25 protein-coding genes and 1 pseudogene are annotated in these 22581 nt (G+C 69.5%); 11 read left to right on the forward strand and 15 right to left on the reverse strand.

Translation table 11 applies throughout. From position 1 onward, the window contains the following. Positions 1-8: 8 nt before the first annotated feature. Entirely contained in the window at positions 9-869 is an 861-nt protein-coding gene (locus tag AC4GYY_RS08935) for a DMT family transporter (protein WP_491119916.1), read from the forward strand. Beyond that, complete coding sequence (locus tag AC4GYY_RS08940) at positions 866-1519, forward strand: COQ9 family protein (RefSeq protein WP_491119917.1); 654 nt, start codon at positions 866-868, stop codon at positions 1517-1519. Before AC4GYY_RS08935 ends, AC4GYY_RS08940 begins: the two co-directional genes overlap by 4 nt. Here AC4GYY_RS08940 and AC4GYY_RS08945 read toward each other — a convergent pair. Further along, on the reverse strand, positions 1491-2648 hold the full coding sequence (locus AC4GYY_RS08945; protein WP_491119918.1) for an acyltransferase family protein: 1158 nt from the start codon (positions 2646-2648) through the stop codon (positions 1491-1493). The two genes, AC4GYY_RS08940 and AC4GYY_RS08945, sit on opposite strands and share 29 nt — an antisense overlap. A gap of 98 nt (positions 2649-2746) precedes the next feature. Between AC4GYY_RS08945 and AC4GYY_RS08950 the strand changes: the two genes are divergently transcribed. Genes AC4GYY_RS08950 through AC4GYY_RS08960 form a run of 3 tightly spaced genes read left to right on the forward strand, consistent with a single transcriptional unit; the run spans position 2747 to position 4069 of the window. Next, positions 2747-3154, forward strand: a complete 408-nt coding sequence (locus AC4GYY_RS08950; RefSeq protein ID WP_491119919.1) for a DUF2147 domain-containing protein — start codon at positions 2747-2749, stop codon at positions 3152-3154. 13 nt (positions 3155-3167) lie between these two features. Then, positions 3168-3329, forward strand: coding sequence for a hypothetical protein (locus tag AC4GYY_RS08955; RefSeq protein ID WP_491119920.1), 162 nt, complete (start codon positions 3168-3170; stop codon positions 3327-3329). Further along, positions 3326-4069 carry a 16S rRNA (uracil(1498)-N(3))-methyltransferase gene (locus tag AC4GYY_RS08960; protein ID WP_491119921.1) on the forward strand — a complete coding sequence of 248 codons (744 nt, stop codon included), beginning with the start codon at positions 3326-3328 and terminating at the stop codon, positions 4067-4069. Before AC4GYY_RS08955 ends, AC4GYY_RS08960 begins: the two co-directional genes overlap by 4 nt. A 63-nt stretch (positions 4070-4132) precedes the next feature. Here the strand turns inward: AC4GYY_RS08960 and AC4GYY_RS08965 are convergent, their stop codons facing one another. From AC4GYY_RS08965 to tkt, 8 genes and pseudogenes are all read right to left on the reverse strand, one after another. Continuing rightward, a complete protein-coding gene (locus AC4GYY_RS08965; RefSeq protein ID WP_491119922.1) occupies positions 4133-5332 on the reverse strand; it encodes an acyl-CoA dehydrogenase family protein in 1200 nt (399 codons plus the stop codon). 149 nt (positions 5333-5481) lie between these two features. Next, positions 5482-6579: an acyl-CoA dehydrogenase family protein gene (locus AC4GYY_RS08970; protein WP_491119923.1), complete on the reverse strand. Its 1098-nt coding sequence runs from the start codon at positions 6577-6579 to the stop codon at positions 5482-5484. Positions 6580-6667: 88 nt separating this feature from the next. After that, entirely contained in the window at positions 6668-7456 is a 789-nt protein-coding gene (locus AC4GYY_RS08975) for an SDR family NAD(P)-dependent oxidoreductase (protein ID WP_491119924.1), read from the reverse strand. A 69-nt stretch (positions 7457-7525) separates the two neighbouring features. Continuing rightward, the gene (locus AC4GYY_RS08980) at positions 7526-8272 is read right to left on the reverse strand and encodes an HAD-IIB family hydrolase (protein WP_491119925.1); all 747 of its coding nucleotides are present in this window, start codon (positions 8270-8272) and stop codon (positions 7526-7528) included. Continuing rightward, positions 8269-9069, reverse strand: coding sequence for a Cof-type HAD-IIB family hydrolase (locus AC4GYY_RS08985; protein WP_491119926.1), 801 nt, complete (start codon positions 9067-9069; stop codon positions 8269-8271). Before AC4GYY_RS08985 ends, AC4GYY_RS08980 begins: the two co-directional genes overlap by 4 nt. A gap of 1 nt (position 9070) precedes the next feature. Next, on the reverse strand, positions 9071-10222 hold the full coding sequence (gnd, locus tag AC4GYY_RS08990) for a phosphogluconate dehydrogenase (NAD(+)-dependent, decarboxylating) (RefSeq protein WP_491119927.1): 1152 nt from the start codon (positions 10220-10222) through the stop codon (positions 9071-9073). Continuing rightward, positions 10113-11198 (reverse strand): annotated as a pseudogene (gene tal / locus AC4GYY_RS08995) (transaldolase); the annotation flags it as partial. The gene gnd and the pseudogene tal, both read right to left, overlap by 110 nt. A gap of 29 nt (positions 11199-11227) precedes the next feature. Next, entirely contained in the window at positions 11228-13315 is a 2088-nt protein-coding gene (gene tkt, locus AC4GYY_RS09000) for a transketolase (RefSeq protein WP_491119928.1), read from the reverse strand. Positions 13316-13472: 157 nt separating this feature from the next. Here tkt and AC4GYY_RS09005 point away from each other — a divergent pair, with 157 nt between their 5' ends. Next, positions 13473-14183: a CPBP family intramembrane glutamic endopeptidase, BDIM_20840 family gene (locus AC4GYY_RS09005; RefSeq protein ID WP_491119929.1), complete on the forward strand. Its 711-nt coding sequence runs from the start codon at positions 13473-13475 to the stop codon at positions 14181-14183. On the opposite strand, the gene rpiA is transcribed toward AC4GYY_RS09005, so the two are convergent. Continuing rightward, positions 14171-14842: a ribose-5-phosphate isomerase RpiA gene (rpiA, locus tag AC4GYY_RS09010; protein WP_491119930.1), complete on the reverse strand. Its 672-nt coding sequence runs from the start codon at positions 14840-14842 to the stop codon at positions 14171-14173. The genes AC4GYY_RS09005 and rpiA overlap by 13 nt on opposite strands. An 87-nt stretch (positions 14843-14929) precedes the next feature. Here rpiA and AC4GYY_RS09015 point away from each other — a divergent pair, with 87 nt between their 5' ends. The 5 genes from AC4GYY_RS09015 to AC4GYY_RS09035 all read left to right on the forward strand — a co-directional run bounded on the left by AC4GYY_RS09015 (position 14930) and on the right by AC4GYY_RS09035 (position 18261). After that, complete coding sequence (locus AC4GYY_RS09015; protein ID WP_491119931.1) at positions 14930-15355, forward strand: CBS domain-containing protein; 426 nt, start codon at positions 14930-14932, stop codon at positions 15353-15355. Between the two features lie 34 nt (positions 15356-15389). Further along, positions 15390-16208 (forward strand): oxygenase MpaB family protein, encoded by an 819-nt coding sequence (locus AC4GYY_RS09020; protein WP_491119932.1) that lies wholly within the window; start codon positions 15390-15392, stop codon positions 16206-16208. Between the two features lie 114 nt (positions 16209-16322). Beyond that, positions 16323-16445 carry a hypothetical protein gene (locus tag AC4GYY_RS09025; RefSeq protein WP_491119933.1) on the forward strand — a complete coding sequence of 41 codons (123 nt, stop codon included), beginning with the start codon at positions 16323-16325 and terminating at the stop codon, positions 16443-16445. A gap of 104 nt (positions 16446-16549) precedes the next feature. Beyond that, positions 16550-16972: a DUF2231 domain-containing protein gene (locus AC4GYY_RS09030; RefSeq protein ID WP_491119934.1), complete on the forward strand. Its 423-nt coding sequence runs from the start codon at positions 16550-16552 to the stop codon at positions 16970-16972. Further along, complete coding sequence (locus AC4GYY_RS09035) at positions 16969-18261, forward strand: PQQ-dependent sugar dehydrogenase (protein ID WP_491119935.1); 1293 nt, start codon at positions 16969-16971, stop codon at positions 18259-18261. Before AC4GYY_RS09030 ends, AC4GYY_RS09035 begins: the two co-directional genes overlap by 4 nt. A 109-nt stretch (positions 18262-18370) precedes the next feature. On the opposite strand, the gene pal is transcribed toward AC4GYY_RS09035, so the two are convergent. From pal to tolQ, 5 genes are read right to left on the reverse strand one after another with little or no spacing between them, the layout of a single operon-like run. Continuing rightward, complete coding sequence (pal, locus tag AC4GYY_RS09040) at positions 18371-18919, reverse strand: peptidoglycan-associated lipoprotein Pal (RefSeq protein ID WP_491119936.1); 549 nt, start codon at positions 18917-18919, stop codon at positions 18371-18373. A 47-nt stretch (positions 18920-18966) separates the two neighbouring features. Next, positions 18967-20376: a Tol-Pal system beta propeller repeat protein TolB gene (gene tolB, locus AC4GYY_RS09045; protein ID WP_491119937.1), complete on the reverse strand. Its 1410-nt coding sequence runs from the start codon at positions 20374-20376 to the stop codon at positions 18967-18969. Between the two features lie 5 nt (positions 20377-20381). Beyond that, the gene (locus tag AC4GYY_RS09050) at positions 20382-21398 is read right to left on the reverse strand and encodes a cell envelope biogenesis protein TolA (protein ID WP_491119938.1); all 1017 of its coding nucleotides are present in this window, start codon (positions 21396-21398) and stop codon (positions 20382-20384) included. 52 nt (positions 21399-21450) lie between these two features. Continuing rightward, the gene (tolR, locus tag AC4GYY_RS09055) at positions 21451-21885 is read right to left on the reverse strand and encodes a protein TolR (protein WP_491119939.1); all 435 of its coding nucleotides are present in this window, start codon (positions 21883-21885) and stop codon (positions 21451-21453) included. Position 21886: 1 nt separating this feature from the next. Next, positions 21887-22579 carry a protein TolQ gene (gene tolQ / locus AC4GYY_RS09060; protein ID WP_491119940.1) on the reverse strand — a complete coding sequence of 231 codons (693 nt, stop codon included), beginning with the start codon at positions 22577-22579 and terminating at the stop codon, positions 21887-21889. Between the last annotated feature and the right edge of the window lie 2 nt (positions 22580-22581).

Below are 22581 nucleotides of genomic sequence, written 5' to 3' on the forward strand. Positions count from 1 at the left end.
GCGCAAGCGTGCGTCCGTTCGCTGCGCTGATCGCGGCCAATGTCGCGCTTGCCTTCGGGCCGTGGTTCGTGCGGATGACCGAGGTCGGGCCGGTCGCCGCCGCCTTTTGGCGGATCGGGCTCGCAGCGCCGGTGCTGATGGCGCTTGCGGTGGCGAGCGGCGGCAGGCCGCTGGCGAGCGCGCGCGGGCTGTGGGGCGTGCTCGCGCTGTCGGGGCTGCTGTTCGCGGGGGATCTGGCGAGCTGGCATGTCGGGATCCACCATACGAAGCTCGCCAATGCGACACTGTTCGGAAACGCCGCGACCTTCGTCTATCCGTTATGGGGGTTTCTGGCCGCGCGCGCCTGGCCGACGCGAATGCAGGGCACGGCGCTGGTGCTGGCGGCGGCGGGCGCGGCGCTGTTGATGGGGCGATCGTACCAGCTCGCGCCGCAGAACCTGATCGGCGATCTGCTCAGCCTCGCCGCCGGCGTCCTATACGCGGGCTATTTCATCCTGATGGCGCGCGCCCGGGCCGGGATGGCGCCCCTGCCCGCGCTCGCCTGGTCCAGCCTCGCCGCGAGCGCACCGCTGCTGATCGCGGCGCTGGTGCTGGGCGAGCGGGTGCTGCCCGGCGACTGGACCCCGCTGGTGGCGCTGGCGCTGTGCAGCCAGGTGATCGGCCAGGGGCTGATGATCTATGCGCTCGGCCAGCTCTCGCCGTTGGTCATCGGGCTGGCGCTCCTGACCCAGCCGGTCGTCGCGGCGGTGATCGGCCGCGCCGCTTATGGCGAGCGGCTGGGCCTCGCCGACCTGATCGGCGCGGTGATGGTCGCGGTCGCGCTGGTCCTGGTGCGGATCGCGCCCGAACGCGCTAAGGACGCCGCATGACGCAGGACCTGACCCTCCCCGAGCTTCGCCTCGCGCTCGCCCCGGAGATCGCGATCAACGCCGCATTCGACGGCTGGGGCGACGACGCCCGCGACCTCGCCGCCGACGCGATCGGCGTCGACCGCGACGTCGCCGCGCTCGCCTTCAAGGACGGCGCGACCCGGATGATCGACGCTTGGTTCACCACGGTCGACGCGGAGATGCTCGCCGCCTGCCCGCCCGATCGGCTCGCGACGATGAAGATCCGTGGGCGCATCGCCGGGCTGGTCGAGGCCCGGCTGGCGCTGCTCGCCCCCAACCACGAATCGCTCCGCCGCGCGCTGGCGGTGCTGGCGATGCCGCAGAACCTTGCGCTCGCGGCGCGGCTCGGGTGGCGGACTGCCGACGCGATCTGGCGCGCCGCCGGCGACATGGCGACCGACTACAATCACTACACCAAGCGCGCGATCCTGGGCGCGGTCTATACTGCGACGATCCAGGTCTTCCTCGACGACGACAGCGAGGATCACGCCGCCACCAGCGCGTTCCTGGCGCGGCGGATCGAGGGGATCATGCGGTTCGAGAAGGCGAAGGCGCAGCTGCTCGGCCGCGCGGCCTATCGCCCGAGCCTGTCGCGCTTCGTCAGCCGGCTGCGTTACCCGGCCGTTTGAGGATGCGGGCGGCAATCGCCCGCCGGACCGGCTCATCGTAGCGCTTGAGGCACGCAAAGGCGATCGCGATCGCGATCGCGAACACGCCCATGCCGGTCAGCGCGCCCATCGTAGCGGACGGCTTCGCGTCGACGACCCACCCGGTGTAGATGTAGATGAGCGGGTAGTGGGTGATGTAGATCGGATAGGAGAGGTCGCCGAACACTCGCGCGATGCGGAGCGCGGCGCCCTCCACGCCCCGCTCGCCCGCGCCGAGCGTGACGATCAGCGGGAACACCAGCAGCACGCAGGCCGCCTCGTACATGCCATTGACCCAGAGCTGCTCGCGCCCGCCGAATCGCGGAGCAGCCAGCGTGGCGACGAGCAGGACCGCGGCGAGAGCAAAGGCGTGTCGGCTGCGCAGATGCACGCCCAGCCGCATGAGCAGCAATCCGGCCATGAACGGAAAGGCCACTCGCGTGAGGCCGATCGTCACGCCCGCGCCATCGAGCGACCAGCCGCCGATCAGGTCTCCCCGCTCGCCCCAGACGAGCAGGCGCAACGTCGCCGTCCCCGCCACCGCGACGAGCAGTGCCAGCACCCGCGTCGGCAGGCGGCGCAGCACCAGCGCATAGACGACGTTCGCCAGATATTCGTAGGACAGCGACCAGGCCGGCCCGTTCAGCGTGTAACTCTCCCCCCAACCGCGAATGTCGGCGGATTTGGGCAGCGGGATCATCAGGCATCCCGCGACGAATACGCCCGCTACCTGCCACGCCGTGGCGCTCGCCAGGTCGGGGAAGATCGAGAAGTGCTGAAACGGCCACAGAAGAACACCGATCAGCATTCCCGCCACCACCATCGGCTGGAGCCGGATCAGCCGCCGCGCCACGAAACCCATAATCGTCATGCGGCCCCAGCGATCGTCATAGGCGTATCCGACGACGAAGCCCGACAGCAGGAAGAAGAAGTCCACCGCCAGGTATCCGTGATTGACGATCTGCCGCTGCGGATCGCCCCCGGCCCACGCCTCGAACAGATGGAAGGCGACGACGACCAGCGCCGCGACGCCGCGCAATCCGTCGAGCACGACGAAATGGGGCTTGGCGGGCGCGATCGCGTCGGTCGAGGTGGCGGCGTCGGTGCGCATCAGCCGAGACACCACACCCGCCCGGCCGCCGCAAGCGCCCTCGCTTTCGTGCGCGCATGACCTATCTTCTCCACGTCCCGCGCCGATGGAGGTTCGTCATGCGTTTCGCCCGTGTCCCTATGACCGTGCTCGCGGTCGCCGCAATGCCGGCGATGGCGGCGCCGCCGGCCCCGAGCGGCATTTGGCGCAACGCCGCGGACAGCGTGCGCATCCGGGTCGCGCCGTGCGGCGGCGGACTCTGCGGGACGGTGGTGCAGGCGAGCGAGGCGGCGAAGGAGGATGCGGCGGCGGGCGGGACCGACCGGCTGGTCGGCACCGCGCTGTTCCGCGATCTCCGACGCGATGGCGACGGCGTGTGGGCGGGCGAGGTGTTCGTGCCCGACTTGGGGCGCAGCGTCGAGGGGACGCTGGAGCAGCGCGACCCGCGCACCTTGGTCGCGACTGGCTGCCTGATCGCCGGGCTCGCCTGCAAGTCGCAGACCTGGACCAAGGTCGCCGCGAAGTGAGGCGCCCGCCGGCGTGATCCATCTCTCCGTGGCCATCGGGCGCTTCGTCGAGGCGTTGTTCTACGCGATCGCGCGGGTGGCGGGCTGGGTGACGCTGGCAGTGATGGGGGTGGCGCTCGCGGGCTTCGTGCTGTTCATGGCCGCGCGCTGGATGCTGGCGAGAGGACGACGATGACCGCGACTCCGGCCTGGCCGCCCCGTTCCGCTCCGCGACTGTTCGTCGACGCGCCGCTGGCGCCGGGGCCGCTGACGATCGCGGGACCGCAGGCGCATTATCTGATCGCGGTGATGCGCGCGAAGCCGGGCGACGCGGTGAAGCTGTTCGACGACGTGAGCGGCGAGTGGCTCGGCGTCGTCGCGCTGGTCGGCAGGCGCGAGCTGGCACTCGACGTGACCGACCGGTTGCGCGAGCGCGAGCCGGTGCCCGACCTGTGGCTGTGCGCGGCGCCGCTCAAGAAGGGTCGGATCGACTGGGTGGCGGAGAAGGCGTGCGAGCTGGGCGTCGCGCGGCTGAAGCCGGTGACGACCCGGCGCGCGGTGGTCGACAAGCTCAACCTCGATCGGCTGCGCGCGCACATGATCGAGGCGGCGGAGCAATGCGGGCGGACCGCGCTGCCCGCGCTCGACGCGCCCGTGTCGCTGACGGCGCTGCTGCGCGATTGGCCGGAGGATCGCGCGCTGTTCTTCGCCGACGAACAGGGCGGCGAACCGGCGGCGACGGCGATGCGGGCGAGGCGGGGTCCGGCGGCGGTGCTGGTCGGGCCGGAGGGCGGGTTCGACGATGCCGAGCGCGTGGCGATTCGGGCGCTGCCCGCCGCCGTCCCGATCTCGCTCGGGCCGCGTATCCTGCGCGCCGACACGGCTGCGGCTGCGGTGGTGGCGGTGTGGATGGCGAGCGCGGGGGATTGGACCTGACCCGTTCGTGTCGAACGAAGTCGAGACACCCGGCGCCTCGACTTCGCTCGGCACGAGCGGTCGTTACCCCACCAGATCCTTGAACGCCGCGTCCTTGTCGGTCCGGATCTCGCCCGGCAGGCCCAGCACGCGCTCGGCGATGATGTTCTTGAGGATCTCGTCGGTGCCGCCGGCGATGCGCAGGCCCGGCGCGTTCATCAGCGCCGACTGGAACAGCGCCTTCATCGGGACGAGCGCGGGGTCGGCGATGATGCCGTATTGATCCTCCGCCTCGACCGCGGCGTTGCCCAGGTCCTGGAGCTGGTTGGCGGCGATGATCTTGCCGATCGAGCTTTCCGGCCCCGGCGTCTGCCCGCGGCTGAGCGCGGTCATCGTCCGCATCCGCGTGTTCCGAAGGCCCTCGGCCTGGACGTACCAGTCGGCGAGCCGCTGGCGGAACGCCGAATCGCCGATCAGCGTCCCCTCCATCGCCGGCAGCTCGCGGGCAAGCGCCAGGATTTCCTTCGGCGTCGCGCCGCCGCCGCCGCCGACCGCGAGCCGCTCGTTCATCAGCGTGACCAGCGCGACCTTCCAGCCGTCGTCGACCTTCCCCAGCCGCTGGGTGTCGGGGATGCGCACGTCGTTGAAGAACACCTCGTTGAAGTTCGAGCCGCCCGACATCTGGTGGATCGGGCGTATCTCGATGCCGGGCGACTTAAGATCGAGCCAGAACATCGTCAGCCCCTTGTGCTTGGGCACGTCGGGGTTGGTGCGGACCAGGACGATGCCGAAGTCGCTGTAATGCGCGCCCGAGGTCCAAACCTTCTGGCCGTTGACGACCCAGTCGTCGCCGTCTCGCACCGCGCGGGTGCGGATCGCGGCGACGTCGCTGCCGCCGGCGGGCTCGGAGAAGAGCTGCGACCAGATCTCCTCGCCGCGCAGCGCCGGCCCGACGAAGCGCTGCTTGGTCGCGTCGTCGGCGAAGGCCATCACGGTCGGCACGCACATGCCCAGGCCGATCGTGAAATAGCCGTATTGAACGGGATGCTTGGCCTCCTCCTGGCCGAAGATCACGCTCTGGATCGGGGTGCCGCCGCCGCCGCCCCATTCCTTGGGCCAAGTGATCTGCGCGTAACCCGCGGCGGCCTTGCGCGCCTGCCACGCGCGGGCGGCGGCCATGTCGTCGGCGTGAGCCTGTGCCATGTGCTCGGCAGCGTTGGTCTCGAGCCAGGCGCGCGCCTTGGTGCGATAGGCGCCTTCTTCGGGGGAGTCGTTGAAGTCCATGATCGTTCCTTTCCAACCCACCGTTCGTCCTGAGTAGGGACTGAGCGAAGCGAAGGCCCGTATCGAAGGACCGTCCGCCTCAAGTCCTTCGATACGCCGCTTCGCTGTGCTCAGCGGCTACTCAGGACGAACGGGTGGGTGCGATGTCATCAGGCCGCGTTCTTCATTTCGAGCTGCGCCACCAGCCGTTCGCGCCACAGCGCCGGCGCGCCGGCGACGAGGCCGAGCTGGCGCGAGCGGCGATAGTAGAGCTGCGGGTCCGCCTCCCAGGTGAAGCCGATCCCGCCGTGCGTCTGGATGTTCTCCTTCGCCGCGAACCAGAACGCCTCGGTCGCCGCGACGCGCGCGGTGGCGGCGGCGAGCGGGAGTTCGGCGGCGGAGGCGTTGAGCGCCCAGGCGCCGTAATAGGCGTTCGAGCGCGCGATCTCGTTCTTGACGTAGACATCGGCGAGCTTGTGCTTGATCGCCTGATAGCCGCCGATCGGGCGGCCAAAGGCGACCCGCTCGAGCGCATAGGCCTTGGCCATCTCAAGCGCGCGGTCCGCCCCACCGAGCTGTTCGAACGCCAGCAGCACCGCGGCCCGGTCGAGCACGGTCTGCATCCCGGCAATCCCATCGTCGGTGCCGAGTCGTTCGGCGGGCGCGTCGGTGAAGGTAACGCGCGCGGCGGAACGGGTAGGGTCGAGCGTCTTGAGGACCTCCGCCGACACGCCAGCGCCCTTCTCGACGAGGTAGAGCCCGTCCTTCGCCAGCACGACGATCAGGTCCGCGACGTCGCCGTCGGTGACCGGGATCTTCTCGCCGCTGAGCTTGCCGCCCGTAACGGTCGTGCGGACCGAGCGCGCGGTGACCGGCCCCGGCCCCTCGCTGGTCGCGAAGGCGCCGACCGCCTCGCCCGCGGCGATCCTCGGCAACCACTTCGCCTTCTGCGCGTCCGAGCCGTGGAGCATCAGCGCCTCGGCGACAAAATAGACGGTCGAGGCGAAGGGAATGGGCGCGCACGCGCGGCCCAGCTCCTCCGCGAGCGCGCACAGCTCGACATGGCCGAGCCCGAGCCCGCCATGCTCCTCCGGGATCGCCGCGCCGAGCCAGCCCTGTTCGGCGACGCCCTTCCACAAGGCCTCGTCATAGGCGCGCTCGTCGTTGTCGAGGACGCCGCGGACGACCGTGGCGTCGCAGCGCGCGGCGAGGAACTTGCGCGCCTCGTCCTTGAGCATCTTCTGGTCGTCGGAATAATCGAAGTTCATGGGGACCTTCTCCTCCCGTTCGTCCCGAGCGAAGTCGAGGGACGGGCAATGTGCCTCGACTTCGCTCGGCACGAACGGATCGTGGCGGCTAGCGCGGCTGCATCCGGATCGCGCCGTCGAGCCGCACGTCCTCGCCGTTGAAATAACCGTTGCGGATCATCTCCAGCGCCAGCTTCGCATACTCCTCGGGCATGCCGAGCCGCTTGGGAAACGGCACCGCTGCCGCGAGCGCCGCCTTCACCTGCGGCTTGGCGCGGCCGAGCAGCGGCGTGTCGAAGATGCCGGGGAGGATCGTGTTGCAGCGGATGCCGTCGGACATCAGGTCGCGCGCGACGTTCAGGGTCATGCCGACGATCCCGGCCTTGGCGCTGGTATAGGCGACCTGGCCGATCTGCCCGTCCTCGGCCGCGACGCTGGCGGTGTTGACGATCGCGCCGCGATCACCGTCCGCGGTCGGTTCCAGCGTCATCATCCCCGCCGCCGCACCGACGATACAGCGAAACGATCCGACGAGGTTGAGTTCGATCGTTTTCTGGTAGTTCTCGACCGGATAGGGCTTGATCGACCCGTCTTCCTTCGAGCGCGCGACCGTCTTGTTCGGGCCGCCAAACCCGCCACCCGCGCAATTGACCAGGATCCGCTCCTGCCCGTTGGCGGCGCGCGCGGCGGCGAAGCCAGCGTCGACCGACGCCTGGTCCATCACGTCGACCTCGACATAGGTCGCGCCGATCTCGGCGGCGACGCCGGGGCCGATCTCGGCGTTCTTGTCGAACAGCGCGACCTTGACCCCTTCGGCGATCAGCGCCTCGGCGGTCGCGCGCCCCAGCCCCGAGGCGCCGCCCGTCACGATCGCGGCGATGTCCGATCCCAGCTTCATGCCTCTCCTCGCGCGCGGTTGATCCGCGGTTCGGAGCATAACATTCGTTATGGCGGGCCGGGCGTCAACTCATTTCTGGCAGGCGACCACGGTCGCGATGACGCTCAGCGTCTCGTTCGGATCGCGGACGCGGATGGTATCGAGCCCCATCTCCTTGGCCGGATAGTCGTTGCCGCCAGGGAAGATCGCGTCGCCGATGAAGAGGAAGCCGCTCAAGGGGAACCCGCTCTCCTCGTGGAGCTTGCGCAGGCCATAGGCCTTGTCGACGCCCTCTCGCGTGATGTCGATCGAGGTCGCGCCGCCCATGTTGATCGCGAGGCCGGGGAGCCGCTGCTTGAGGTCCGCCTGGATCACCTTGCGCTTGGCGAAATCCGGATCCCACTTCTCCTTGGCCTCGAGCGGCGCCTGCTGGCCGAGCGCGGAGAAGGTGACCTGGCTGCCGCGATCCTCGACGCGCTCGCCCCAGGTCTGCTCGGGCTTCTGCCCGGTCGCCTCGAGCGAGGCGTTGAAGGCGTCGATGATTGTTTTGCGCTCCTCCTCGGAAAAGAGCTCGGCGTAGACAGGTTTCCACGCGCCCGACTGGTGCGTGTAGAGCTTGGTGCCCGTCGTCGGCATCAGCCACAGCCGCGACAGATCGGCGCGCTCGGGCAGCCGGCTTGCGACCTGCTTGTCGAACTGCGGCCAGTCGCCGCCCGAGATCACCGCGACGTCGGCGACGCCGAGCAGGTCGGCGAGCGCCTCGCCCATGTCGGGTTGGATCGCCTGCTTGCTCTGTGCGAGAGTGCCGTCCAGATCGAAGGCGACGAGCTGCTTCACATCATTCTCCCGAGGATGAAACGGTCGATCGCATGGGCGACCCCGTCATGGTCGTTGGCGGTGGTGACGTCGGCGGCCTGTGCCTTCACCGCATCGGTCGCATTGCCCATCGCGATCGCGCGGCCGGCGCGCGCGAACATCGCGAGGTCGTTGGCCTGGTCGCCGATCGCGATCGTCTTGGCGAGCGGCACGCTCAGCGACTTGGCGAGCGCGGTGATGCCGTCGCCCTTGTTCGCCTCGTGCGCCGTCACGTCGAGGTAATAGGTCTGCGACTGGACGATCGTCGCCTCATCGCCGAACCGCGCCTTCACCTGATCGGCGAGGCTGGCGAGCAGCGCCGGATCGTCGCTGACGAAGGTGATCTTGTCGGCGCGCCCCAGCAGATCGGCGAAGTCGTCGCGGATCACCGGCTGCTGATTCGACGCAAGGCGCTCGTGTTCGACATGGACGCCCTGGTCGGTCGAGGCGTACCAGCGGTCGTCGGCGAACACCCAGCGGTCGACCTGCGCGCTTCCGACCACCTCGAACACGCCGCGCGCGACCTCCTCGGAAATCGTGTGATGCTCGGCGATCTGCCCATCGCGGGTGAAGACGAGGCCGCCGTTGAATGCGCCCATCGGCACGTCGAGCGCCAGCCGCTCGGCGATCGGCATCATCCCCGACATCGGCCGGGCGGAGATGATCGTGAAGCCGACGCCCGCGTCCGCCAGCCGCTTTACCGCGGCGACGGTCGCATCGGTCAGCGTCTTGTTCTTGTCGACGAGCGTGCCGTCGACGTCGCAGACGACGAGGGTCATCTTACTGCGGCATCTCGACGTGCCCGCCGAAGCCGAAGCGCATCGCGGACAGGAGCTTGTCGCCGAACGTGTGATCGACGCGGCTGCGGTAGCGCGCGAACAGCGCGGCGGTGAGGACGTTGGCGGGGACCTTTTCCTCCATCGCGGCGTCGATCGTCCACTGACCCTCGCCCGAATCGGCGACGCTGCCGGTGAAATGTTCGAGCATCTGGTCCTTGGCGAGTCCGATCGCGGTGAGATCGAGCAGCCACGACGAGATCACGCTGCCGCGCCGCCACACCTCGGCGATGTCGGTGAGGTTCAAGTCGAATCGCTGATCCTCGGGCAGCTTGTCCGACGACTTGCCCTTCAGCACGTCGAAGCCCTCGGCATAGGCCTGCATCAGCCCGTATTCGATGCCGTTGTGGACCATCTTGACGAAATGTCCGGCACCCGCGGGGCCGGCGTGGATGTAGCCCTTCTCGGCGCGCGGGTCCTCGTTCTCGCCGTTGCGACCCGGGGTGCGCGGGATCGTGCCGAGGCCTGGCGCGAGACAATCGAAGATCGGGTCGCAGTGGTCGAACGGCTCCTTGTCGCCGCCGATCATCATGCAATAGCCGCGCTCGAGCCCCCACACCCCGCCCGAGGTGCCGACGTCGATATAGTGGACGCCCTTCTCCCGCAGCGCCTTCGCGCGGCGGATGTCGTCCTTGTAGAAGGTGTTCCCGCCGTCGATGACGATCGCGCCGGGCTTCGCCTTCTCGGCGATCGCCGCGATCGTCTGCTCGGTCGGGTCGCCGGCGGGGAGCATCACCCACCAGATCTCAGGCGTGTCGAGCTTCGAGCGCATGTCGTCGATCGACGAGGCGCCGATCGCGCCTTCGCCGACCAGCGCGTCGACATTGCCCTGGTTGCGATCGAACACGACGGCCTCGTGCCCGCCGCGCATCAGCCGGCGCGCGATGTTGCCGCCCATCCGGCCGAGGCCGATGATCCCGAGTTTCATGCCGTCAATCCTAAGCTTGGGTCGTGGGAGGTCAGGCGTGCGCGGGCTGCTTCGCCGCGATCGCGCCGAGCAGGTCGTCGAACGCCTTGACGAAGCTCGCCACCGCCTCGCCCGCCAGCGTTTCGGTGACCTCCGGCAGGTCGAGCCCCAGCCGATCCGCTTCGGCAAGGACGTGTCGAGCGCCGTCGATGTCCTGCGTCAGCGTCTCCGCCGCGGTTCCATGGTCGCGGAAGGCGTCCATCGTCGCCGGCGGCATCGTGTTGACGGTGTCGCGCCCGATCAGCGTGTCGATGTAGAGCGTGTCGGGATAGGCTTTGTCCTTGGTCCCGGTCGACGCCCACAACAGCCGCTGCGGCTGCGCGCCCTTGGCGGCGAGCGCCTGCCAACGGTCGCTCTTCAGGAACTCCAGATACCATTGATATGCCATCTTGGCGTTGGCGATCGCGACCTTGCCGCGGATCGCCTTCGCTTCAGGCGTGCCGAGCTCGTCGATCTTCTTGTCGATCGCCGAATCGATCCGGCTGACGAAGAAGCTGGCGACGCTGGCGATGCGGTCGATCGGCTGTCCCTGGCGGACGCGCTCCTCCAGCCCGTCGCAATAAGCGTGCGCGACCGCCTGATACGCCTCCTGCGAGAACAGGAGCGTGACGTTGACGTTGATCCCGGCGGCGATCGTCGCCGCGATCGCGGGCACGCCCGCGGCGACGCCGGGGATTTTGATCATCAGGTTCGGCCGGTCGACCATCCCCCACAATTTCTGCGCCTCGGCGATCGTCGCGTCGGTGTCGTTGGAGATGTAGGGCGAGACCTCCAGGCTGACGTAGCCGTCCTTCGCCCCGAGCCGGTCGTACACCGGGCGCAGCGTCTCGGCGGCGGCCTTGATGTCCTGGATGGCGAGCGCCTCGTAGCGGTCGATCGTCGCCGCGCCGGGATGGGCGCGGTCGAACTCGGCAAGCGTCCCGTCATAGGCGTCGCCGTGACCCATCGCCTTCTCGAAGATCGACGGATTGGAGGTGACGCCGGTCAGCCCGTCCTCGTCGACGAGTTTCTTGAGGCCGCCGGCCTCCAGGAACTTGCGATCGACGAAATCGAGCCAGACCGCCTGGCCGAGCGATCCGAGGTCGTTGAGCTTACCCATCATCATTCTCCAAGCGTCATGCCGCGGCGACGCGCTCAATTGTCTGCGATCACCTCTTTGGCGACCTTGACCACGTTCTCGACGGTGAAGCCGAACTTGTCGGCAAGCTTCGCCAGCGGCGCCGACGCGCCGAAGGTGGACATCGTGATCGTCTTGCCCGTCATGCCGACGTAGCGCGTCCAGCCGAGCTCGCCCGCCATCTCGATCGCGACCCGCGCCGGGACGGCGGAGGGCAGCACGCTCTCCTTGTACGCTTCGTCCTGCAGCTCGTAGCGGTGCCACGACGGCATCGACACGACCCGCGATCTGATGCCCTCAGCCTGCAACTGGTCGTGCGCCTTCACCGCGAGCGACACTTCCGAGCCGGTCGCGATCAGGATCACCTCGGGCTCGCCCCCCTCTTCATCGGCGCTGTCGGCCAGGACGTAGCCGCCCTTCGCCAGCCCCGACGCGGGCGCGTACTTCGTCCGGTCGAGCGTCGGCAGCGCCTGGCGCGACAGCACCAGTGCGGCGGGCGTGCTCGCGTCCTTCAGCACCGCGCGCCACGCTTCGGCGACCTCGTTGGCGTCGCAGGGGCGGATCGTGTCGAGGCCGGGGATGGCGCGCATCGTCGCGAGATGCTCGATCGGCTGGTGCGTCGGCCCGTCCTCGCCGACGCCGATCGAGTCGTGGGTGTACACCCACACCGCGCCGATCTCCATGATCGCCGACAGCCGCACCGGCGCGCGCATGTAATCGAGGAACACCAGGAAGGTGCTGCCATAGCCGCGCAGATGGCTGAGCGTCATGCCGTTGACGATTGCGCCCATGCCGTGTTCGCGCACGCCGAAGTGGAAGTTGGTGCCGCCGTAATTGTCGGGCTCGAACGAGGGCGCGCCCTTGATGTCGGTCTTGGTCGAGGGCGCGAGGTCGGCCGAGCCGCCGAGCAGCCACGGGACGCGCTTTGCCAGCGCGTTGAGGACCTTGCCGCTCGAGTCGCGAGTGGCGATGCCCTTCTCGTCGGCGTCGAAGGTCGGGACGTCGGCGTCCCAGCCCTCCGGCAGCTCGTCCTTCAGCATCAGGTCGAGCTCGCGGCCGAGCTCCGGCTCAGCCTCCTGGTAGCTGGCGAACAGCGCCTGCCACTCCTCGCGCAACGGTCGGCTGCGATTAGCCAGCGCGCCGGTGAACGCCTCCTTGACCCCGTCTGGGACGTAGAAGTCCTTGGCCGGCCAGCCGTACGCCTCCTTGGTCTTGGCGACGTTCTCGACACCCAGCGGCTCGCCGTGCGCCTTCTCGCTGCCCGCCTTGGGGCTGCCCCAACCGATCACCGAATGCACGACGATGAAGGTCGGGCGGTCGTCGGTCGCCTTGAAAGTCTCGAGCGCCGCGGTCAGCGCGGCGGTGTCGTTGGCGTCGTCGACGTGGATCACGTTCCAGCCGTACGCCTCGAAGCGCTTGCCGACATCCTCATCGAAGGCGAGGCTGGTCGCGCCCTCGATCGAGATGTGGTTCGAATCGTAGATCCAGCACAGGTTGGAGAGCTTCAGATGCCCGGCGACGCTCGCCGCCTCGGCGCTGACGCCCTCCATCATGTCGCCGTCACCGCACAGCACGTAGACGTCGTGATCGAACAGCGTGAAGCCGGGCTTGTTGTAGCGCGCCGCCAGCCAGCGCTCGGCGATCGCCATGCCCACCGAGTTGCCGCAGCCGGCGCCCAGCGGACCCGTCGTCGTCTCGACGCCGGTCGTATGGCGATATTCCGGATGGCCCGGAGTCTTGGACGAGAGCTGACGGAACTGCTCGATGTCGTCCAGGCCGATCGCGGGGCGGCCGGTCTTCTTGCCGTCGCGACCGATCTCCTCGACGCCTGCCAGGTACAGGAGCGCGTAGAGCAGCATCGACGCATGCCCGACCGACAGGACGAAACGGTCGCGATTGGGCCAGTCCGGCGCCGACGGATCGTATCGGAGGAACCTGGTCCAGAGCGTATGGCCGACCGGGGCCAGTGCCATCGGCGTCCCGGGGTGGCCCGAATTCGCCTTCTGCACCGCGTCCATCGCCAGCGTCCGGATCGTGTCGATCTGGAGGCGCTCGGGCGAGCCGTCCTCGTGGACGTTCGCGGGCTGGGTGGCGGTATCGGTCATCAAGAGCCTCGTGTCGGAAGTCGCGGGCGGAACGCGCCGCGACGCAGCAGGTTGCGGACGCGGCGCTCCTAGCGCCTCGTTCCAGCTGCGTCACGACGTTCATCGAACGGACAGCCGAGTCGAAGCAGCCTCGGTCCGGAGCGAAGGGGAAGCTGACGTGGACGGACTGGCGAGCGTGACGGCGATCCTGGCGATGCTGTTCGCGGCGGGAGCGGTGCTCTCGCTCGCGACGCGGGTCGCCTGGCGGTGGCTCGGCGTGGCCGCGGCACTGGTGCTGGTCAACGATGCGCTGCTGACCCGCTGCTACGGACTGATCCCCGATCTTCTGCGCGGGCTGGAATGGAACTGGCAGGGCAAGGTCTGCGCGCTGGCGGCGACGCTGGCGATCGCGGCGCTGCCCGCCTTCGGCTGGCGACGCAGCGGCCTGACGTTGCACCAGGCACCGGGGAGCGTCGGTCCGTGCGCCGTCGTCGCGCTCGGATATGCCGCGGTGTTCGTCGCGCTCGCGCTCGCCTTCCCCGGCGATCCGGCGACGCCCGAGTCGGTCGCGTTCCAGTTGACGATGCCCGGCCTCGAGGAGGAGGCATTCTACCGCGGGCTGCTGTTGCTGGCGCTCGACCGCGCCTTCCCGGCGCGGCTGCGCCGGCTCTGGGTCGACTGGGGCTGGGGCGCGATCCTGTCGTCGGCGCTGTTCGGGCTCGCGCACGCCTTCTCCTACGACCGCGCGGGGTTCGGGTTCGAGCCGATGATCTTCGCGCTCACCGCCGGGCCGTCGCTGCTCGCGGTGTGGCTGCGGCTGCGCTCCCGCAGCATCGCCTGGCCGGTCGCCATCCACAACTTCGGCAACGCGATCGGCTATGTGATCTGACGATCCAGGCGCGCGACGGCGCCGTTCGACCAGAGGTACGCCGCGTCGATCTCGGTGAGGAACAGCCCGTGGCCGAGCGCGCCGGGGATCGCGGCGATCGCCGCCGCCAGCGACTCGGGGTCGGGCATGGCGGCGAAGCGGCAATCGGCGACGAGGTTGCCGTTGTCGGTCAGGGACCCTGACCGGATCTCCACCACGGCGCCGAGCGACTCGAGCGCGCCGACGACGAAGCTCCGCGCGAAGGGCAGCACCTCGACCGGCAGCTTGGCCCGGCCGATCGCGGCGACGCGCTTGGTCGAATCGCCGATCGCGATCATCCGTGCGGCCGACGCCGCCACCGCCTTCTCGCGCAACATCGCCCCGCCCGCGCCCTTGATCGCCCACAGCCGCGCGTCGATCTCGTCGACGCCGTCGATCGCGAGGTCGCAAGCCGCGACGTCGGCGAAGTCGAGCACGCGGATACCCGCCGCGGTCGCCGCCGCCGCGGTCGTCTCGCTGGTCGCGACCGCGGTGACGCGCAGCCCTCCGGCGACTCGCCGGGCCAGCGCCGCCACCGCGTGCGCGGCGGTCGAACCGGTGCCGAGGCCGACGAGCATCCCGTTGGCCACTTCGGCCACCGCCGCTTCGGCAGTGTGCGTCTTTTCGTCGTCGAGGGTCATGGTCGTTTCCGTAACGCCGTGCGTTGTGGCATGATCCATCGTCCCGACGGGACTCCGAACGGTCCCGCGGCCATCCGGAGAGGCCCCATGACCATAGCCGCCATCCTGTCGACCAAGGGCTCCGAGGTGATCTCGGTCGGCCCGGACCAGACCGTCGCCGAGGCGGTCGCGCTGCTCGCCGAACGCCGGATCGGCGCGGTGCCGGTGCTGGACGGAGACGCCGTCATCGGGGTGTTTTCCGAACGCGACGTGATCTACGGGCTGGCGGACGGGGCCGCGCTCCTGACGCGCGCGGTCGGGGACGTGATGACCGCACCCGTGCAGACGGTGGGACCGAGCGACTCGGTGCTCGGCGCGCTGTCGCTGATGACCAAGCGACGGCTGCGTCACCTCCCGGTGGTCGACGGCGGGCGCGTCGTCGGCATCGTCTCGATCGGCGATCTGGTGAAATATCGGATCGAGAAGATCGAGGGCGAGGCCGCGGCGATGCGCGACTACATCACCCAGGCGTGATTGCAGCAGGGCGGGTACGCCCCATATCCCAGGCGTGAGCGACCTCAGATCGACGATCCGCACCCGCGTGCGAGGGCTGGTGGGATCGGGCGAGGTCGATCTCTCGCGCCCGCCGGGCGACGACGGGCTCTTCGGACCGGGCAGCGCACCGTGGCGGATCCACGGCGACTTCACCTCGATGATCATCGGCGGAGTATCGGCGCTGCTGGTCCAGATGCTTCATCCGCGCGCGCTCGCCGGGGTGTGGGACCACAGCGATTTCCGCCAGAACCGGCATGGCCGGCTCAAGCGCACCGCGGCGTTCATCTCGGTGACGACCTTCGGCTCCACCGCCGCCGCCGAGGCGATGATCGCTCGGGTGAAGCGGGTCCACGACAGGGTGGCCGGCACGCTGCCGGACGGCACGGCCTACAGCGCCAACGACCCCGAACTGCTCACCTTCGTTCATGTCGCCGAGGTCGACAGCTTCCTGCGCGCCCACCTCCGCTACAAGGACGCCGGACTGCCGGGCGCGGTGCAGGACCGCTACCTCGCCGATTATGCGGACGTCGCCCGCCGGCTGGGCGCGGCGGACGTGCCGACCTCGCGGCGCGAGATCGCCGATTATTATCGCCGCGTCCGTCCCGAACTGCGCTTCGACGCGCGCACCCGCGACGTCGCGCAGGCGCTGCTCGCGCGCGGCGACGAGGCCGCCATGGAGCCGATGCGCGCGGTCGTGTTCGCGGCCGGGCGCGACCTCCTGCCCGATTGGGCGGCGGCGATGCACGGCGCGCCGCCCGCCTTCGCCGCCCCGGCGATCCGCGGCGGCGCGCGCGGAATGGGCCGGGTGCTGCGGTGGGCGCTCGCGGGCTGACGCCTTCGTCGCCGGCGACGACGGCTCGGTCGCATCCCCGCCCCGCTCGTCGCGACGCGGCGGACACCTCCCGGATCGAGGGTCAGGTCGACCTCGCACCAACGAGGTCCCATCATGCGACGCCATCCCAATCCGCTACTCGCGATCGCCGTCGGCTTCTGCCTGACGCTGTTCGCCTTCGCCCCCGAGCCATCCGTTCCGCCCGAGTCCGTGGCGACGATTCCGGTCGCGGCCTAACCCCTGCCGCGATCACCTCGACGATCGTTACGCGAGCGAACGGAGGGGAACGCGACGCGGTTCCCGCGCGTACCGGCAGCCCAACCCCATAAAGGTCACCGTCCATGACCGTTTCCGCCGCGCGTGCCGGGATCGCGCAGCCCATCCACGGGATCCTCGCCGCTTACCCGCTTGCGTGCTTCACCGGCGCGCTGGTGACCGACATCGCCTATGCGAACAGCGCCAACATGCAGTGGGCGAACTTCTCCGTCTGGCTGATCGCGGTGGGCGTGATCTTCGCGCTGCTCGCCGCGGTCGTCGGCATCGCCGATGCGCTGACACGCCGCGCGCGAAGGCGACGGCCCGCCTGGCACTCGGTCGCAACGCTGGCGATGCTGGTCTTGGCGATCGTCAACGGCTTCATCCACAGCCGCGACGGCTGGACCTCGGTGGTGCCGACCGGGCTGATCCTGTCCGCGCTGGTCGCGATCCTGGCGCTGGCGACGGCGTGGAGCGGCTATGCCCTCGAGCGGGAGACCGGACGATGACGCGCCATCTCGCCACCGTCGCGCTCGGCGCGCTCGCTCTGGCCGCCTGCGCGCGCGGCGGCGACGATCCGAGCAAGCAGGTCGGCGCCGACCCGCGCCTTCCGGAGCAGACCCAATATCTGATGCCGCCCATGCGGATCGCGACGCCGGTGGACTGGACCGGGGCGGCGCCGAAGGCCGCACCCGGCCTGAAGGTCACCGCTTATGCGGCGGGCTTTGCCAACGTCCGCTCGGTGTATCTCCTGCCGAACGGCGACGTACTCGCGGTCGAGCCCAAGGGCCCCGAGGAGCCGATCGCGCGACCCAAGGACATCATCGTCAACTGGATCCAAGGCTTCGGCCATTCCAAGACCAAGGGCGCGGACCGGATCACGCTGCTGCGCGACACCAACGGCGACGGCAAGCCGGACGTGCGCACCGTCTTCCTCGATCATCTCGTCTCGCCGTTCGGCGTCGCGCTGGTCGGGGGCGATCTCTACGTCGCCAATACCGACGCGATCGTGCGCTTCCCCTATCTGACCGGACAGACCCGGATCACGACCGCGGGAACGGTGCTGACGGACCTGCCCGGCGGGCCGATCGACCATCATTGGACCAAGAGCCTGGTTGCGAGCCCCGATGGGGCCAAGCTTTATGTCGGGATCGGCTCGAACTCGAACGTCACCGAAAACGGGATCGAGGCGGAGAAGGAGCGCGCGCGCATCTGGGAGGTCGACCGAGCGACGGGTGCGCACCGGCCCTACGGCACCGGGCTTCGCAATCCCAACGGCCTGACGTTCCTGCCCGGCACCAATCAACTGTGGACCGTCGTCAACGAACGCGACGAGCTCGGGCCCGACCTCGTCCCCGATTATCTCACCTCGGTGAAGGACGGCGCCTTCTACGGATGGCCGTGGAGTTATTGGGGGCAGCACGTCGATCAGCGCGTCCAGCCGCAGCAATCGGAGATGGTGCGCCGGGCGATCCTGCCGGATTATTCGCTGGGCAGCCACGTCGCCCCGCTCGGCCTGGCGTTCGGGACGCTCGGGCGGTACACCGGCGCCTTCGTCGGCGAGCACGGCAGCTGGGACCGCGGTCACTTCAACGGCTACAAGGTCGCGTTCGTCCCGTTCCGCGGCGGCAAGCCCGCGGGGAAGCCGATCGACCTGCTCGCGGGTTTCCTCGACGGCGAGGGTCACGCGCGCGGACGGCCGGTCGCGGTCGCATTCGACCGGGGCGGCGGGCTGCTGGTCGTCGACGACCTGTCGAACACGATCTGGCGGGTGACCGCCTCCACCCGGTCGTCCTGAGTAGCCGCTGAGCGGAGGCGAAGTGGCGTATCGAAGGACCGTTTACGCGGTGTCCTTCGATACGGGCCTTCGCTGCGCTCGGTCCCTACTCAGGACCAACGGACCTCGCTCAGTTCGCGCCGCCCATGCTCCCGCCGCCCGAGAGCACCACCGTCACCGCGCGGCGGTTCTGCGCATAGCTCGCCTCGTCGGAGCCGAGCGCGAGAGGGCGTTCCTTGCCGTAGCTGATCGTCGTGATCCGCGAGGCGGCGACGCCGCGGGCGACCAGGTAGTTCTTCGCCGAGTTCGCGCGACGGTCGCCGAGCGCCAGATTGTACTCGCGCGTCCCCCGCTCGTCGCAATGCCCCTCGAGCGTGATCCGCGCATTCGGATAGCGCTGGAGCCAGTCGGCCTGCGAATCGAGGATGCCGCGCGCGGTGCCGTCGATATCGTACATGTCGGTCGCGAAATTGACCGTGTCGCTGTTGACCGAGCGCTTGAAGTCCTCGGCCGAGCCGGGGACGACCGCACCGTTGCCCGCGCCCTGGTTGCCGTAGCCCGCCCCTGCATCGGTCGCCGGGCCCGGCGGCGGCGGCAGCACCTCGGGGCGCTTCTTCGAGCAGGCGGCAGTCGCGAGCAGCGCCGCGCCGATGAGGATCGTGGTGGTCGTTCTGGCCATCGTTCGTCTCCCGTGAAAATCGCCCGTTACCGCCCCCGATAACACATCTACGGCCGGAGCGGGCCCCAGCCAGGATCGGACCCGTCCAGCGGCGTCGGCACCTTGCGTTCGTTGACCCCGGTCAGGTCGACCGACCACAGATCGGCGCGACCCGCGTTGCCCTGGCCCTGGCGGAAGAACATGATCACGCGGCCGTTGGGCGCCCAGGTCGGCCCTTCGTCCTGCCAGCTGTTGGTGAGCAGCTTCTCACCGCCGCCGGTCGCATTCATGATGCCGATGCGGAACGCGCCCGCGATCCGCGTGTAGGCGATCAGGTCGCCGCGCGGGCTCCACACCGGGGTCGCGTAGCGGCCGCCGCCGAAGCTGATCCGCTGCTGGTTCGATCCGTCGGCGCCCATGACGTAGAGTTGCTGCCCCCCCGAGCGATCGCTCTCGAACACGATCTTCGATCCGTCGGGTGAATAGCTGCCGCCGGTGTCGATGCCGGGCGAGTTGGTCAGCCGCTGCGGCGCGCCGCCCTGCGCCGAGACGCGGTAGATGTCGGTGTTGCCCCCCGTCGCCATCGAGAACAGGATATAGCGGCCGTCGGGCGAGAAGCGCGGCGCGAAGGTGGTGGCGGCATTCTGCACCACCAGCCGCTGCCGCCCCGAGCCGATATCGTAGACGTAGATCGACGGGATGCGACCGAGATAGCTCATATAGACGATCGACTGCTGGTTCGGCGCGAAGCGCGGGGTCAGTACGATCGTCTGGCCGTTGGTCAGGAAGCGGTGGTTCGCGCCGTCCTGGTCCATGATCGCGAGCCGCTTGATCCGCTTCGCCTTCGGCCCGGTCTCGGACACGTAGACGACGCGGCTGTCGAAATACGGACCCTCGCCGGTCAGCCGGGTATAGACCTGATCAGCGCATTTGTGCGCGGCGCGCCGCCATTCGGAAGGCTGGACGACGAAGCCCTGGCGGGTCAGCTCGGCCTTGGACGAGACGTCGTAGAGGTAGCAGCCGACGGTGAGCGTCCCGTCGCCGTTCGCGCGGATATAGCCCTGCACCAGCGCCTGCGCGCCGGTGCCGCCCCAATAATCGAACGCGGGCGCGGTCACCTCGGGATAGGCGACCGGGCGCAGCCGGTCGGGACCGATCGGGGTGAACAGGCCCGAGTTCTTGAGGTCGCCCGTGATGATCTCCGACAGCTGCCGCCCGAGCGCGTCGGTCGAGCCGGCTGGCGTCTGCACCACCGCGACCGCGGGCATCTGCGGAATCGCGATCGGCAGCGGCGCGGAGATGCCGCCAGTCACGTCCACCACCAGCTCGGACCCGCCCCCGGCCTGTGCGGGACCCTGCGCGGGTGCGGGCGCGGACTCGCTGACGTCGGGGGTGGGCAGTTGCTGCGCGATCGCGGGACCGGCGAGCAGCGCCAGCGAGAGGACGATGACGGAGCGGACCGGGGCGTTGCGGATCATGGGTCTCATCCTGGCAGTTTATAGCGCAGCTGGAATCTCTTCCATCCGCCGGGCACGTCATAGAGGTCCTTCGGCAGCCCCGTGAGCGGCGCGCAGCCGACGAACGCGGCGATGGCGAGATCGTCGACCCGCGCGACGTAACGCTCGTTCTCGCCATCGACGCCGTCGTGACCGAGAACGGACGGGCGTGCTGCGAGCGAGCCGTCGGGATTGATCTGAAGGCGGATGACGACCCGTATGCGCTCCGCGCCCGGACCCGGCGTGACCTGGCGGTTGGCGCAAGGCTGAACCTGGCGGAGGATCGCCGAGCCGATGTTCGCCGCCGCCTGCGCACCGATCTTGGCGGCGGGGGGGTTCGGGTTGCGGCTGGTCGACGCCTCGGGGCTCAGGCCCTTGAGGAAGTCCGAGCCGAGCCGGCTGCCGCGCGGCTTCGCGGTCGTCGCGGTCGGCGTCGCTCCGCTCCCTTTGGTCGCCGTCGGCGGCTTGGCCGGAGCGGCGGCCTTGGTGGGCTTGGTCGGTGCCTTGGGAGCAGGTTTGGCGGGAGCCTTCTCGGCAGCAGGTGCGGGCTTGGGCTTCGGCTTGGGCGGCGCGGGAACCGGCTTCGGCGCGGGAGCGGGCTTCGGCGCGGGCTTCGGCGGCGCAGGCTTGGGCGGCGCAGGCTTGGGCGGCGCGGGTGCGGCCTGGGGCTCCGGCTCGGGCGCCGGCGCGAGCTGCTCGGGTGCGGGCGGCGCAGCGTCTTCGGGCAGGCCCTCTTTGGGCGCGACCGACTGCGCGGGCTCGGTCGCGGGCTCGGGCGCGGTCTGCTCGATCGCGACGTCGCGCGCCAGGCTGACCTCCATCGGCTGCTGCTTGAGCTTGATCGGATTGGGCGTGGCGAGAAAGCCGACGGACAGCAGCCCGAACAGGATCAGATGTCCCGCCCCGGCGACTCCCAGCCCGATCTTCTCCGCGCGTTCCATCGCTACCGACCGTTCGAACGAGCAGCCTTCGACCCGTTCGCTCCGAGCGAAGTCGAGGAGCATGTCTCGACTTCGCTCGACACCAACGGAGAAGGGAACGAAGAGAGGGACACGCTCACTTGGTCTCGTCCACCGTCACCAGCGCGACGCGGTTAAGCCCGGCGCGGTTGAGCTCGCCCATCACCCGCATCACCCGGCCGTAATCGAGCGCGGTGTCGGCGCGCAGGAACACCTGCGGCGGCTCGCCGCCCTGGGCGCGGCCGGCGATCTTCTCCAGCGCGCCCGGCAGGTCGGCGGCGGCGACCTCCTGCTTGGCGATGAAGGTGCGGCCCTGCGTGTCGATCGAGATCTCGACCGGCTCCTTGTCCTCGTCGAGCGGCTTGGCGCGGCTGTCGGGCAGGTTCACCGGCACGCCCGCGGTCAGCAGCGGCGCGGTGACCATGAAGATGATGAGCAGCACCAGCATCACGTCGACCAAAGGCGTGACGTTGATCTCCGCCATCGGCGCCTTGCGCCCGCCCGAGCGCTGCGAGGGGAGTTGCATCGCCACCCTAGCGCTCGCGGTCCAGCTGGCGGCTGAGCGTCGCATGAAAGCCGTCGGCGAAGCGGTTCAGCCTCGCCTCGATGCGGTTGATCCCGTGCGAGAAGCGGTTGTACGCGATCACCGCGGGAATCGCCGCGAACAGCCCGATCGCGGTGGCGAACAAGGCCTCCGCGATCCCCGGCGCGACCACCGCGAGCGAGGTGTTCTGCGCGCTGGCGATGCCGGTGAAGCTGCGCATGATGCCCCAGACGGTGCCGAACAGCCCGACGAACGGCGCGACCGAGCCGATCGTCGCGAGGATGTTCAGCCGGTCCGACAGCGTATCGATCTCGTTCGCGACCGCCGCGCCCATCGTGGTCGCCAGCCGTTCGCGCGTGCCCGCGCGGTCGATCGTCGTCCCCTGGGTCGATCGCCGCCATTCGGCGACCCCCGCCGCCAGCACCCGCGCGGTCGGCAGCGGGGTGTCGGTATGCTTCTTGTAGAAGGCATCGATATCCTCCGCCTTCCAGAACTCGCGCTCGAACCGCTCGGCCTCGCGCCTGGTCTTGCCGATCCGCCGCCAGAACATGAAGACGATCGCCCAGGTCCACACGCTCGCGGCGAGGAGCCCGAACATCACGACCTTCACGACCACGTCGGCCTGGAGGAACAGCGCGATCGGCGAGAGCGTCGCGGCGTCGGTGTTGAAGAACGGGTTCAAGT

This window comes from Sphingomonas sp. SP6 (assembly GCF_058313435.1).

Coding starts and splice junctions, on each gene's coding strand:
- AC4GYY_RS08940 (WP_491119917.1), top strand. CDS start 866: ATGACGCAGGACCTGACCCTCCCCGAGCTTCGCCTCGCGCTCGCCCCG.
- AC4GYY_RS08945 (WP_491119918.1), bottom strand. CDS start 2,648: ATGCGCACCGACGCCGCCACCTCGACCGACGCGATCGCGCCCGCCAAG.
- AC4GYY_RS08950 (WP_491119919.1), top strand. CDS start 2,747: ATGCGTTTCGCCCGTGTCCCTATGACCGTGCTCGCGGTCGCCGCAATG.
- AC4GYY_RS08960 (WP_491119921.1), top strand. CDS start 3,326: ATGACCGCGACTCCGGCCTGGCCGCCCCGTTCCGCTCCGCGACTGTTC.
- AC4GYY_RS08965 (WP_491119922.1), bottom strand. CDS start 5,332: ATGGACTTCAACGACTCCCCCGAAGAAGGCGCCTATCGCACCAAGGCG.
- AC4GYY_RS08970 (WP_491119923.1), bottom strand. CDS start 6,579: ATGAACTTCGATTATTCCGACGACCAGAAGATGCTCAAGGACGAGGCG.
- AC4GYY_RS08975 (WP_491119924.1), bottom strand. CDS start 7,456: ATGAAGCTGGGATCGGACATCGCCGCGATCGTGACGGGCGGCGCCTCG.
- AC4GYY_RS08985 (WP_491119926.1), bottom strand. CDS start 9,069: ATGACCCTCGTCGTCTGCGACGTCGACGGCACGCTCGTCGACAAGAAC.
- tkt (WP_491119928.1), bottom strand. CDS start 13,315: ATGACCGATACCGCCACCCAGCCCGCGAACGTCCACGAGGACGGCTCG.
- rpiA (WP_491119930.1), bottom strand. CDS start 14,842: ATGACCCTCGACGACGAAAAGACGCACACTGCCGAAGCGGCGGTGGCC.
- AC4GYY_RS09015 (WP_491119931.1), top strand. CDS start 14,930: ATGACCATAGCCGCCATCCTGTCGACCAAGGGCTCCGAGGTGATCTCG.
- AC4GYY_RS09025 (WP_491119933.1), top strand. CDS start 16,323: ATGCGACGCCATCCCAATCCGCTACTCGCGATCGCCGTCGGCTTCTGC.
- AC4GYY_RS09030 (WP_491119934.1), top strand. CDS start 16,550: ATGACCGTTTCCGCCGCGCGTGCCGGGATCGCGCAGCCCATCCACGGG.
- AC4GYY_RS09035 (WP_491119935.1), top strand. CDS start 16,969: ATGACGCGCCATCTCGCCACCGTCGCGCTCGGCGCGCTCGCTCTGGCC.
- pal (WP_491119936.1), bottom strand. CDS start 18,919: ATGGCCAGAACGACCACCACGATCCTCATCGGCGCGGCGCTGCTCGCG.
- tolB (WP_491119937.1), bottom strand. CDS start 20,376: ATGATCCGCAACGCCCCGGTCCGCTCCGTCATCGTCCTCTCGCTGGCG.
- AC4GYY_RS09050 (WP_491119938.1), bottom strand. CDS start 21,398: ATGCTCCTCGACTTCGCTCGGAGCGAACGGGTCGAAGGCTGCTCGTTC.